The sequence below is a fragment of the Vreelandella sp. L-15 genome, from assembly GCF_056857635.1.
This window is the reverse complement of sequence record NZ_JBSXNN010000107.1, coordinates 1-10,902: the sequence shown is the minus strand read 5'-3', so window position 1 is coordinate 10,902 and position 10,902 is coordinate 1. Positions and strand designations below refer to the sequence as shown.

13 protein-coding genes and 2 pseudogenes are annotated in these 10,902 nt (G+C 58.9%); 7 read left to right on the top strand and 8 right to left on the bottom strand.

What is annotated here, in order from left to right:
* Together AC13CY_RS18255 and AC13CY_RS18250 are read left to right on the top strand one after the other, a co-directional pair.
* Positions 1-466 (top strand): IS66 family transposase (locus AC13CY_RS18255; RefSeq protein ID WP_483052855.1); only part of this gene is annotated, 466 nt, incomplete at its 5' end.
* Positions 456-725, top strand: a complete 270-nt coding sequence (locus tag AC13CY_RS18250; protein ID WP_483052854.1) for a hypothetical protein — start codon at positions 456-458, stop codon at positions 723-725. The genes AC13CY_RS18255 and AC13CY_RS18250, both read left to right, overlap by 11 nt.
* Before the next feature lie 25 nt (positions 726-750).
* Here AC13CY_RS18250 and AC13CY_RS18245 read toward each other — a convergent pair whose 3' ends face one another.
* Complete coding sequence (locus AC13CY_RS18245) at positions 751-1,074, bottom strand: transposase (RefSeq protein WP_483052853.1); 324 nt, start codon at positions 1,072-1,074, stop codon at positions 751-753.
* Positions 1,075-1,160: 86 nt separating this feature from the next.
* On the opposite strand from AC13CY_RS18245, the pseudogene AC13CY_RS18240 reads away from it, so the two are divergent.
* From AC13CY_RS18240 to tnpC (AC13CY_RS18225), 4 genes and pseudogenes are all read left to right on the top strand, one after another.
* Positions 1,161-1,691, top strand: a pseudogene (locus AC13CY_RS18240) (transposase); the annotation flags it as partial.
* 190 nt (positions 1,692-1,881) lie between these two features.
* Positions 1,882-2,172, top strand: coding sequence for an IS66 family insertion sequence element accessory protein TnpA (tnpA, locus tag AC13CY_RS18235; RefSeq protein WP_232903285.1), 291 nt, complete (start codon positions 1,882-1,884; stop codon positions 2,170-2,172).
* Positions 2,169-2,513, top strand: coding sequence for an IS66 family insertion sequence element accessory protein TnpB (tnpB, locus tag AC13CY_RS18230; RefSeq protein WP_044630870.1), 345 nt, complete (start codon positions 2,169-2,171; stop codon positions 2,511-2,513). The genes tnpA (AC13CY_RS18235) and tnpB (AC13CY_RS18230) overlap by 4 nt, the downstream gene beginning before the upstream one ends.
* 28 nt (positions 2,514-2,541) lie before the next feature.
* Positions 2,542-3,942 (top strand): IS66 family transposase, encoded by a 1,401-nt coding sequence (gene tnpC / locus AC13CY_RS18225; RefSeq protein WP_483052852.1) that lies wholly within the window; start codon positions 2,542-2,544, stop codon positions 3,940-3,942.
* A gap of 111 nt (positions 3,943-4,053) precedes the next feature.
* Here tnpC (AC13CY_RS18225) and AC13CY_RS18220 read toward each other — a convergent pair whose 3' ends face one another.
* The 6 genes from AC13CY_RS18220 to tnpA (AC13CY_RS18195) form a co-directional block, all read right to left on the bottom strand.
* The gene (locus AC13CY_RS18220; RefSeq protein WP_483052851.1) at positions 4,054-5,058 is read right to left on the bottom strand and encodes a tyrosine-type recombinase/integrase; all 1,005 of its coding nucleotides are present in this window, start codon (positions 5,056-5,058) and stop codon (positions 4,054-4,056) included.
* On the bottom strand, positions 5,055-5,999 hold the full coding sequence (locus tag AC13CY_RS18215) for a tyrosine-type recombinase/integrase (protein ID WP_081194004.1): 945 nt from the start codon (positions 5,997-5,999) through the stop codon (positions 5,055-5,057). The genes AC13CY_RS18220 and AC13CY_RS18215 overlap by 4 nt, the downstream gene beginning before the upstream one ends.
* The gene (locus AC13CY_RS18210; protein ID WP_483052850.1) at positions 5,996-7,258 is read right to left on the bottom strand and encodes a site-specific integrase; all 1,263 of its coding nucleotides are present in this window, start codon (positions 7,256-7,258) and stop codon (positions 5,996-5,998) included. Before AC13CY_RS18210 ends, AC13CY_RS18215 begins: the two co-directional genes overlap by 4 nt.
* A gap of 119 nt (positions 7,259-7,377) precedes the next feature.
* Positions 7,378-8,790: an IS66 family transposase gene (gene tnpC / locus AC13CY_RS18205; RefSeq protein WP_483052849.1), complete on the bottom strand. Its 1,413-nt coding sequence runs from the start codon at positions 8,788-8,790 to the stop codon at positions 7,378-7,380.
* 28 nt (positions 8,791-8,818) lie between these two features.
* Complete coding sequence (tnpB, locus tag AC13CY_RS18200) at positions 8,819-9,163, bottom strand: IS66 family insertion sequence element accessory protein TnpB (protein WP_016915087.1); 345 nt, start codon at positions 9,161-9,163, stop codon at positions 8,819-8,821.
* The gene (gene tnpA, locus AC13CY_RS18195; protein WP_016915086.1) at positions 9,160-9,447 is read right to left on the bottom strand and encodes an IS66 family insertion sequence element accessory protein TnpA; all 288 of its coding nucleotides are present in this window, start codon (positions 9,445-9,447) and stop codon (positions 9,160-9,162) included. The genes tnpB (AC13CY_RS18200) and tnpA (AC13CY_RS18195) overlap by 4 nt, the downstream gene beginning before the upstream one ends.
* Positions 9,448-9,520: 73 nt before the next feature.
* Here tnpA (AC13CY_RS18195) and AC13CY_RS18190 point away from each other — a divergent pair, with 73 nt between their 5' ends.
* Complete coding sequence (locus AC13CY_RS18190; RefSeq protein ID WP_483052848.1) at positions 9,521-10,177, top strand: GlxA family transcriptional regulator; 657 nt, start codon at positions 9,521-9,523, stop codon at positions 10,175-10,177.
* 238 nt (positions 10,178-10,415) lie between these two features.
* Here AC13CY_RS18190 and AC13CY_RS18185 read toward each other — a convergent pair.
* Positions 10,416-10,715 (bottom strand): annotated as a pseudogene (locus AC13CY_RS18185) (integrase core domain-containing protein); the annotation flags it as partial.
* Positions 10,716-10,902 lie beyond the last annotated feature (187 nt).

The following is a 10,902-nucleotide window of genomic DNA, read 5'->3' as shown; positions in this document are numbered from 1 at the left end:
CAGCGACTTCTTCCAGTGGTGCCGGGATCAACTGGAGCAGGGGGGTCTGGTGCCCAGCGATCCGCTGACCAGGGCTCTGAACCACGTGCTCAGTCGGGAAGTCAGCCTGACGGTGTTCCTGGAGAACCCGGACGTGCAGCCGGACACCAACCATCTGGAACGGGCCCTGCGCCCCATCCCCATGGGCAAGAAAAACTGGATGTTCTGCTGGACCGAACTGGGCGCAGAACACCTGGGGATCATCCAGAGTCTGATCAGCACCTGCAAGCTGCACGATATTAACCCCTACACTTACCTGGTGGACGTGCTGCAACGCATCAGCCTGCATCCAGCCAAAGAAGTGGCAGACCTGACGCCAAGACTCTGGAAGCTGCGGTTCGCGGATAAGCCACTGAGATCCCTGATCGATCCACGCCATCCTGACCGCCAGAACAGAGAGCCGGAGGCCCCCTTCCATGCGCATTGAAGATCTCAGCATCGATCAGTTACTGGAACTGAACCGGTATATCTGTCAACGCATCGATGAACTGCAAGATCAGGAAAACCTGCAAGCGTTGAGCCAGTTGCGGGTGGGGCTGAAAGTGACCTTCGAAGGCCGGGAGGGTCCTGTGCTGGGAATCGTCACCAAGATCAACCGCAAGAGTGTGATTGTTCTGGCCGAGGACGGCACCAAACAGTACAAGGTCTCGCCGGAGTTATTAAGGCCTCTGCGTGACGTGAAGTAGGTCAACTACGTCGTGGAATGAACGCTTACGCTTGTTCGCAGTCATGACGCCAGCGTTGCAGCTGCTCGGGATACAGTCCCCGTTGACGACAATAGGCAGCAACGTCTTCGGTGTTCATCGCTGCGGTCTCAACCACCGCTGCAAACTTGTCTCGGGACGACCAGCCGGTCGTACCCTGGTCACTTGCATCGGGCAGGCAGCGTCCCTCCGCACGGGCTTCTTTACGCCACTTGTAAACAGTTGCTGGCGAGATCCCCTCCTGCCGGGCGACCTCTTCTACGCTTTGGTTATAAGGCGGTAACAGCTTGGCCACAGCGGCCTGACGTCGCTCATCGGAATAGCGAGGCATACAGATCTCCAAACGCCCCTGAATATTTAAGAGAGTGTAACAAGGGACACGACATCAATCCTGACAGAGGGGGGGAGCCATCCGCCATGGGTGAAAGCCTATCCACCTGGACGCCCTCATGCAACGGCTCTGTCCGTGTTGAGCTGAGCGGCCAGCGCACCACCAGCGACAGCGGCGCCCTGCTGGTGCGTGAAGCCCTCGACAACAGCGGCGTGATTGAGGCGCTCGAAGACAACCTGGTCGATCCGCGTCACCCGCTGCGTATCCGCCACTCGCTGGCCAGTCAGCTGCGAACGCTGGTGCTGCAGCGCGCGATGGGCTGGATCGACCTCAGCGATACCGACACGCTGCGCCGTGACCCGCTCTGGCAACTGGCCTGCAGCGATGCGCGCGGCATGACGCCATTGGCTCAAGATCGGCCCTCTCAAGCCACATTATCGCGGCTGCTGGCGTGTCTCGGGCGTAGCGACAACATCGATGCCGTACACGAAGGCCTGCTGCGACTGGTGGTCTGGCGTCTGACCTCGCTGGAGAAGGGCAAACGCCCTCATCAGCTGACACTGGACATCGATGGTCTGCCGATTGAGGCTCACGGTCACCAGGGCGGGTCGGCCTATCCCCCCTCTGTCAGCCTTGTTGTCCGGTTGGTGATATCGCCTAAATCTAATCCAGAGGGAGCGGCATGGAGTCCTTGTGCCACGTTATTCTGCAGAGCGTAAAGCGTAAGCGTTCATTCCGAGACGTCCTGCCACCCCACTGAATTTCGCTCTACAGTAACCTCTGATTTCCTAATAAGAGGTTGCTCCCATGAGAAAACACCGCACTCCGGAACAGTGGCAGGTCCTGGTCGACCAGCAGCGTGACAGTGGTCTGTCGGCCCCGAAGTTCTGTAAGCAGCAGACCATTGGCTATGCCAGCTTCTGCAACTGGCGAAAGCGCCTGTCCGGTCAGTCGACCGATGATCCGGCCGGTTCCGGTGAAGCCGGTTTTCTGGATCTCTCGTCGTTGATGGCCAACTCTCCATCCTCCGGCCCAGGCTGGAACATAGTGCTGAGCCTCGGCAACGGCGTCGAACTGCGGCTGAGCCAGAACGGATGATCGGGCTCGATAGCCAGGCGCGCATCTGGCTGTGCACCGAGCCCACCGACATGCGCAAATCGTTCCGGGGCCTGAGCGCCCTGGTTCGGAATCAATTGAAGCACGACCCCCTCAGCGGTCAGTATTTTGTCTTCGTCAATCGCCGTAAGACCCAGATGAAGATGCTCTACTTTACCGCCACCGGTTACTGTCTGTGGGCCAAGCGCCTGGAGCAGGGCCAGTTCCGGGTGCCGTTATCCGCCTCCGGTCAGCGAACCCTGACCCTGACGGATTTGCAGCTGCTGATTGACGGCATTGAGGTGCAGAAATACCGCCAGTTCAAGCGTTTTCGAGGGGTATAGAAGACAGAGTTCCGGTATAATATCGGCCATGAATTCAACGGCTTCAGCTTCTTCTCCCGGTACACTTTCCTCCTCGGCTCTGGCCGAGGAGAATGCACTGTTGCGGGAGCAGGTCCAGATCCTGCAGCGCCAGTTGGACTGGTTCAAGAAGCAGCTGTTCGGCCCCAAATCCGAGAAGCAGGTGGTCGATCTGCCCGGGCAGGACAGCTTGTTCCAGCCAGAGGAGGCACCGCGACCGGAACAGCCTGCCGATGAAGAAAAACGCACTATTAAGGCTTACCAGCGCGGCACCGGCAAGAAGCAGCGGGACGACGATTGTCTGAACGACACTGGCCTGCGCTTTACTGCCGGGGTGCCGGTGGAAGTCATTGAACACCTGCCACCGGAGCTGACCGGTCCGGACGCCGACCAGTACGACATCATTGGCACTAAAACGACTTATCGCCTGGCCCAGCGCGCCTCCAGCTATGTGGTGCTCAAGTGTGAGCGCCCGGTGTTCCGTCGTAAGGGCACTGACTCAAAACCTGTGACGACGCCAGCGCCGTTCAACGTACTGGACAACAGCCTGGCCGACGTCAGCCTGCTGGCCGGGCTGCTGGTGGATAAGTTCCAGTTCCACCTGCCGCTGTATCGTCAACACCAGCGCATCCAGCAAGCCGGTATTACCGTTAGTCGCAGCACCCTGACCCATCTGGTCAAGCGCGCCATCGACCTGCTTCGGCCCATCGTGGCTGCCCAGACCGATAACGTATTGCGCAGTCGGGTGCTGGCCATGGACGAAACGCCCATCAAGGCTGGCCACCAGGGCCGGGCAGGCCCGCAAAAAGGCAAGATGAAATCCGGCTGGTTCTGGCCGCTGTACGGCGATGCCGACGAAGTGGTGTTCACCTACTCGAACAGTCGGGGCCGACTGCACATCGAGGAGGTTCTGAACGATCAGTTCAGCGGCACCCTGATCAGTGATGGCTACGCGGCCTATGCCCGCTATGCCGCTGCCCAGGAGAACGTCACCCACGCCCAATGTTGGGTGCACAGTCGCCGTTACTTTATCGAGGCTCAAAAGGATCACCCGGAGACCGTCACCGAGGCCCTGCAACGGATCGCCAAGCTCTACCAGAATGAAGAGACCATCAAAGCTCAAGGGCTGACCGGCGAGAAGAAACGCCAGTACCGCCTGGATCACTCCAAGCCGGTGGTCAGCGACTTCTTCCAGTGGTGCCGGGATCAACTGGAGCAGGGCGGTCTGGTGCCCAGCGATCCGCTGACCAGGGCTCTGAACTACGTGCTCAGTCGGGAAGTCAGCCTGACGGTGTTCCTGGAGAACCCGGACGTGCAGCCGGACACCAACCATCTGGAACGGGCCCTGCGCCCCATCCCCATGGGCAAGAATTATCCTCGGCTCTCAGTTATGGAAGGGTGTGGTCTTTGAGTGCTCTGAAAGATGGTCAGGATAGATGCTGATTTGCTCGGCAGTTGATGCACTTAGCAGCATCTACCCTGTGTTGCTTGAATGTTGGTGGTCCCTATAAATCCTGCATAATTAGAGACTCTGTAAAAACGCCAACACGCTGTCCGATGGCTGGTACCGCGGCAATGCCTGGGAAGGCGCCTGGATGCTTTTCAATGCCCGATCCTTCATCGCCAGATCTGCTTCGACATATTTGTGAGTGGTCTCCGGGCTTTCATGCCCGAGCCATAGCGCAATGACGGTGATATCAACACCGGCTTGCAACATATGCATGGCAATGGAATGTCGAATCAGATGCGGAAATACTCGTCGTTTGGCCAGTTCGGGATATTGCGCAGCGACTGCTCTGACCGCAAGCTTCAAGCGTTCAGTCACACCTATGCGCGTCAGAGTGGTGCCTGATCGACTTGGAAACAGCGGTTGATCAGGCTGGCGAGGATAGGCTCTTAACCAGCGTTTAAGCTGCGCGGCCGTCTCAGGCCACAAGGGTGTCGACCGTTCCTTGCGTCCTTTGCCGCGAATACGCACGGAAGCGCTGGGGCCAAGCACCAGATCTTCTAGCCGCATTCCGATCAGTTCGGAGACGCGAGCGCCGGTATTGTAAAGTGTTGCTAACATCACCCGATCCCGCTGTCCCGTCCAGGTATTGCGATCCGGTGCGTCAAGAATCGCTGCCATGTGTTCACGCGAAAGGAACCCAATCAGTTGCTGTTCAAAACGCTTCATGGGGATGGCGAGCACGGACTGCGCGGTGGCAAGGGCCGAAGGCTCCTGAAAGGACACGTACTCCATGAACGACCGGATCGCCGCAAATCGTGCGTTACGGCTGCGAACCGAGTTGTGGCGCTCCTCTTCGAGGTAGTGAAGGAAATCCAGAACGAGCGTGGCGTTCAGATCGTCCATCGTAAGTTCGCTGGGATGTTTTCCAAGACGCCGATGGGCAAATGTCAGCAGCAACCGAAAGGTATCTCGATAGGCTGATACGGTATTCGGACTGGCCTGGCGCTGCTGCATCAAGCGCTGCAAAAAAAACTGCTGTAGCAAGCACGGAAAAGTTACCGGCACCGAGGTACTCATAAGCCACCTCCTTGAAATTGTTCCAGGCGTTGAGCTGCCCGGGCCAGCAACTCGGGCGTTGCGGTGAGATACCAGTAAGTGTCGGTGATCTTGGCATGACCGAGGTAGGTAGATAGCGCCAGGATATGGCAGTCGATGTCGAGGCCCTGCGCATACCAGCGCTCAAGGTTACGGCAGGCAAAGGTGTGGCGAAGATCATAAATACGCGGTGCCGGGTGACCGCCTCGGGAGCGCCAATGCAACCATTGTCGCAATAGTTTGAATGCATATTCCAGGCCCTGCGTGGTCGCGGGTCGGCCGTAGTCAAAGAGGAAGAAAGCCTCGGTAGTAGCCGCAAAAGGATCTCGATCTCGTTGCTGTACGTAGCGCTGCAAAGCCTGTGTCGTGGTGGAGTGCAGCGGTACCCAACGTGACTTGCCGAACTTGGTGTTCTGGATATGCAGCAAACTGCGATCGAGATCGACATCTGGGCGTTGCAAGCCGGTGGCCTCCGATGTCCGCAGTCCCGTCGAAGCAATCAGTCCAAAGAGCGTGGCGCAACAGATCCCCCGCAAGCCGCCGGGCGGGTGTAGATCGGCACAGGCCACGAGCAGCGCACGGATCTCGGCGTCAGTAAAAACATGTGGCGTCAGACGACGGTGAGCGGGTCCAAAGCGCCCACGGGGCGGAATCTCAGTGGCCGGATCGAACTGTTGGCAATAGCGGGCGAAGGGGCGCAAGAGTTCCATTCGGCGGGCAGCGGTGAGCGGACCTGGTCGGCCTGAGGCGCAAGCCCACTGTTCAGCCAGCTGCATGGTCAGAGCTCCCCCAGGCGAGATATGATCAGCGAACCGCGCGAACCGCGCCAGTTGTTCGCCCTCGATCTTTAATGCAAAGCCGGCCTGTCGGCGGTAATCCAGATAGGCGTCGACCCGAGCGGTAAATGTCACAGGAGTGCTCATGACAACCTCCCCGGCCACGGTAGAGCCACCTGAGCCAACGCCTCAAGATCGACTTTGGCATAGATTGTGGTGGTATCCAGACTGCGATGGCGCAGCAGGTCGGCGATCTCCTTGAACCGGGCGCCGCCCTGCACCAGTCGACCGGCCAGGGTATGCCGCAGAATGTGAGTCCCGCGAATACAGTGTTCGAGTCCACAGCGCTTCGCCGCATAACGAATGGCGTTGCGCACGATATCCGGATCAGCTGCCGCATTGAGGGGTGGCCGGTGCCGAACGAACAGCTCTCGGCGCGTGGTTTTCGGTCGACCATCCAGCAAGTACTCGGCGATAGCATGCCCAGTGACATCGGGCAGAGGCAACACATCGGTGCGTTTGCCCTTACTGCGAATGATCAGTGTTCCGGTCCGCCAATCCACATCGTCCAAGCACAGACGAGCCACTTCTGTTCGACGCAAGCCTAGATCGAGCAGGCAACGCGCGATTGCGTAATCGCGCTTGCCAGTGGCCTGGTAGCGATCGAAGGCACCGAGTAGCTGATCTATCTCTGCGTTGGACAGAACCTGCGGCAGTCCAGCCAGCCGCCACTGCGCGATCCGAGGCAGAGCGGCGATCAACGCGGAGGTCTGCTCGCCCTGACTGGCCCGGAACGCGAAGTAACAGCGCAACGAAGTGGTGGCGGTAAGTATCGACGCCGGAGCCCAGTCCGCCGTGTAATGGGCGATAAAACGGATTACATCCGACAGTCCGAGCCGCTTCAGGTGCACCGGCCCGGAGCTAAAACAGTAGATGAGAAAATCGCGCAAATGACGTAACCGGACTGAACGCGTGGTTGGTGCCAGTCCTCGTACCTCAGTAAGATGGCGGTCGAAATCCTCAAGTTCTGTTGCGATAGGAGCGGAAACCGGGGAACTATCCGCCTGGATACCATGCCCCTTAGCACAGAGCATCGCAAACAGATGCCCAAGCGCAGCGTGCATCTCGCGAGGTGCGCGTCGGCACCGGACGGCACATCGACAAACCGGCAGGTGCTCATCCATAAAGCGGTTAACCAGCGCTTCATCGATATCGCCAAGACCGACTTGTTGCGTCCTGCACCAATGGGCGAAATGCGCGACGCTGCTGAAATATCCCTGGATCGTACCAACCGCGTAACCGCGCTCGATTAGGAACTGAACATAAGCATCTTCATTATTACTGAGCGGCAAATCGGCAAACCACTGATGCGCCAGTGCATACAACGAATGAGTAGACTCAAACATGGTGGCTCTCCTTCCTGATGAGGGGGAGCTAAAACAACACCACCAGTAATTATGGAAGGCAAATCATCACTGCCAATGGCACGAGGCAGCGGTAAGAAAGCGATCTTGAAGGGACTATCTCAGAAACTTTCCATAACTGAGGGTTGAGGATAATTCTTGCCCATGGGAATGGGGCGTAGTGCCCGCTCGAGGTGGTTGGTGTCTGGCTGCACGTCTGGGTTTTCCAGGAATACGCTCAGGCTGGCTTCCCGGCTGAGCACGTAGTTCAGAGCTTTGGTCAGTGGATCGCTCGGCACCAGGCCGCCTGACGCCAACTGATCCCGGCACCACTGGAAGAAGCCGCTAACGACCGGTTTCGAGTGTTCCAACCGGTACTGACGTTTCTTCTCGCCAGTCAGCCCGTGGGTTCTGATGGTTTCTTCATTCCGGTACAGCGCTGCGATTCGTTGCAGGGCCTCGGTGACGGTTTCCGGGTGATCCTTCTGCGCCTCGATAAAATAACGGCGGCTATGCACCCAGCACTGGGCGTGGGTGACGTTCTCTTGGGCAGCAGCGTAGCGGGCATAGGCCGCGTAGCCGTCACTGATCAGCGTGCCGTTGAACGATTCGCTGAGGATGGCTTCGATGTGGGCATGCCCACGGCTGTTCGAGTAGGTGAACACCACCTCGTCGGCATCGCCGTATAACGGCCAGAACCAGCCGGATTTCAACTTGCCTTTTTGCGGGCCCGCCCGACCCTGGTGACCGGCCTTGATCGGCGTTTCATCCATGGCCAGCACCCGACTGCGCAGCACGTTGTCGGTCTGGGCATCCACAATGGGCCGAAGCAGGTCGATCACGCGCTTGACCAGATTGGTCAGGGTGCTGCGGCTGATTGTGATACCGGCTTGCTGGATGCGCTGGTGCTGACGGTACAGCGGCAGGTGGAACTGGAACTTGTCCACCAGCAACCCGGCCAGCAGACTGACATCGGCCAGGCTGTTGTCCAGCACGTTGAACGGGGCCGGCGTGGTGATGGGCTTGTCACTCCCCTTGCGCCGGAACACCGGGCGCTCCACCTTCAGCACCACGTAACTGGAGGCCCGCTGGGCCAGCCGGTAGGTGGTCTTACTGCCGATTACTTCGTACTGATCGGCCTCCGGCCCTGTCAGCTCTGGCGGCAGATACTCTATGACTTCCACCGGCACATCAGAGGTAAAGCGCAGACCGGTGTCGTTCAGGCAGCCATCGTCGCGCTGCTTCTTGCCGGTGCCACGCTGATAGGCCTTGATGGGGCGTTCTTCTTCGTCAGCAGGCGGCACCGGTAGCGGCGCTTCCTCTGGCTGGAACAAGCTGTCCTGCCCGGGAAGATCGAACACCTGCTTCTCGGATTTGGGACCGAACAGCTGCTTTTTGAACCAGTCCAGTTGATGCGTCAGCTGACGAATCGCTTCTGCCTGGGCTCCCAACTGCTCCCGCAACACGGCATTCTCCTCGGCCAGAGCCGAGTAGGAAGGTGCATTGGAAGAAGGAGCGGAAGCGGTTGAATTCATGGCCGATATTATATCGAAAGTCGGCCTTCTATACCCCTCGAAAACGCTTGAACTGGCGATATTTCTGCACCTCGATGCCATCGATCAGCAGTTGCAGATCCGTCAGGGTCAGGGCTCGCTGCCCGGAGGCGGATAACGGCACCCGGAACTGGCCCTGCTCCAGGCGCTTGGCCCACAGGCAATAACCGGTGGCGGTGAAGTACAGCATCTTCATCTGGGTCTTGCGACGATTGACGAAGACGAAATACTGGCCACTGAGCGGGTCGTGCTTCAACTGATTCCGAACCAGGGCGCTCAGGCCCCGGAACGATTTGCGCATGTCGGTAGGCTCGGTGCACAGCCAGATGCGCGCCTGGCTATCGAGCCCGATCATCCGTTCTGGCTCAGCCGCAGTTCGACGCCGTTGCCCAGGCTGAGCACAATGTTCCAGCCTGGGCCGGACTGCGCCGCACCCATCAGAGAGGACAGGTCCAGAAAACCGGCTTCGCCGGAATCCGCTGAGTCACCGGCCGCCTGATCGGACAGGCGCTTGCGCCAGTTACAGAAACTGGCGTAGCCGATGTTCTCTTGTTTGCAGAACTTCGAAGCTGACAGACCACTGTCACGCTGCTGATTGACCAGAGCCTGCCACTGTTCGGGTGTGCGGTGCTTTCTCATGGGGGTAACCTCGTGTTGGAAAGTGTGAGGTTACTGTAGGGCGATTTTCAGCAGGGTGGCAGAACGTCGTGGAATGAACGCTTACACAAGAACTGAGCTTAACTCCCTGGCTTACGCCGGGCTGCTGGACGGTAGGCGGGCGTCGACTCACTGGATGGCCGAGCAGGATTTCATCGGCCGCTTTCCCAGAGTCAAGCTGGATACCAATGCGCTCTACGTGGAGGAGGATCGTCTGGTGACGTCTGCCGGTACCGCGGCCGGCCTGGATTGTTGCTTGTTCCTGGTGCGTGAATATTACGGCGCGCAAATTGCCAACAAGGTGGCCCGGGCCATGGTGGTCCCACCGCATCGAGAGGGTGGGCAAGCGCAGTTCATCGAGCAGCCGGTTGCTACCTCTACCCAGGACGCCCACATCAACCGCCTGCTCGACTACCTGCGAGAACACCTGGCGGAGTCGCACACCATCGATGCGCTTGCCACCCGTACCGCCATGAGTCGGCGGACCTTCACGCGCCACTTCCACAAAGCCACCGGCATGACGGTGGTGGAGTGGCTGGTGAGCGAGCGGCTGCGGCGTGGACGCGAGCTGTTGGAAACCACCTCCTTGTCGGTAGAGGCCATTGCGGAAAGGGTCGGTTTCCACACGGCGACATCGTTTCGGCAACATTTCAGGCAGCGGCATCGGGTCAGCCCCCGCGACTGGCGAAAGACCTTCGGCGAAACCCCCTGACCATCGTCGGGCCTACCTTTCCTACCTCCTCCCATACACCAGACTTGAGCTTAACTCAAGATGCAGGTCTGGCAAGTTCATGGCTTCTCCCTCTGCTAGAGGTTACGCTCGGTGAGTCGGGCATCCTCCACCCTCGCGAGCGCCTCGAGATCCCCAGGGCGGAACCAGCCTTGGCTGAACGCCCACTCCAGCGCATCCTTCCGGCCACTGTTCTGGTCAAGTCAGAGCGGACACATTTTCAAGCTGCAGCCGCCAATTCGACTTCCCTTGGCGTTTGGTAGCCCAGGGTCGAGTGGAGTCGGCAGCTGTTGTACTCCATCTCGATGTATTCGATCACGTCCCGCCGCGCGGCCTGTCGGCTTCCGTATCGCTGGCCAGCCAGCCACTCGCTTTTCAGTGAGCCGAAGAAGCGCTCCATGACGGCATTGTCCCAGCAGTTCCCTTTCCGGCTCATCGAGGCCCGGAACTCGTGCCGGTCCAGCGTGGATCGATAGTCATGCGGCGCGTACTGCTTAGGTTCAAGGGGCCGTCGCAACACTGGCTTATGATGCTGAAAATAGTAGTTCTTTGAGAGCTTCAGCAGGTGTTTTCCTCGATCAATTGGCAGGGATGGCCGGAGCCTTCACTTCGGCAAAGTGCGTCACCACATCATCGTCAGCAATACGCCCGAAGTTGGCAGAGTCGATGGCATCAAAGTAAGGATGACCGTCAGCATCCTCCTCGAC

Coding starts and splice junctions, on each gene's coding strand:
- AC13CY_RS18250 (WP_483052854.1), top strand. CDS start 456: ATGCGCATTGAAGATCTCAGCATCGATCAGTTACTGGAACTGAACCGG.
- AC13CY_RS18245 (WP_483052853.1), bottom strand. CDS start 1,074: ATGCCTCGCTATTCCGATGAGCGACGTCAGGCCGCTGTGGCCAAGCTG.
- tnpA (WP_232903285.1), top strand. CDS start 1,882: ATGAGAAAACACCGCACTCCGGAACAGTGGCAGGTCCTGGTCGACCAG.
- tnpB (WP_044630870.1), top strand. CDS start 2,169: ATGATCGGGCTCGATAGCCAGGCGCGCATCTGGCTGTGCACCGAGCCC.
- tnpC (WP_483052852.1), top strand. CDS start 2,542: ATGAATTCAACGGCTTCAGCTTCTTCTCCCGGTACACTTTCCTCCTCG.
- AC13CY_RS18220 (WP_483052851.1), bottom strand. CDS start 5,058: ATGAGTACCTCGGTGCCGGTAACTTTTCCGTGCTTGCTACAGCAGTTT.
- AC13CY_RS18215 (WP_081194004.1), bottom strand. CDS start 5,999: ATGAGCACTCCTGTGACATTTACCGCTCGGGTCGACGCCTATCTGGAT.
- AC13CY_RS18210 (WP_483052850.1), bottom strand. CDS start 7,258: ATGTTTGAGTCTACTCATTCGTTGTATGCACTGGCGCATCAGTGGTTT.
- tnpC (WP_483052849.1), bottom strand. CDS start 8,790: ATGAATTCAACCGCTTCCGCTCCTTCTTCCAATGCACCTTCCTACTCG.
- tnpB (WP_016915087.1), bottom strand. CDS start 9,163: ATGATCGGGCTCGATAGCCAGGCGCGCATCTGGCTGTGCACCGAGCCT.
- tnpA (WP_016915086.1), bottom strand. CDS start 9,447: ATGAGAAAGCACCGCACACCCGAACAGTGGCAGGCTCTGGTCAATCAG.
- AC13CY_RS18190 (WP_483052848.1), top strand. CDS start 9,521: ATGAACGCTTACACAAGAACTGAGCTTAACTCCCTGGCTTACGCCGGG.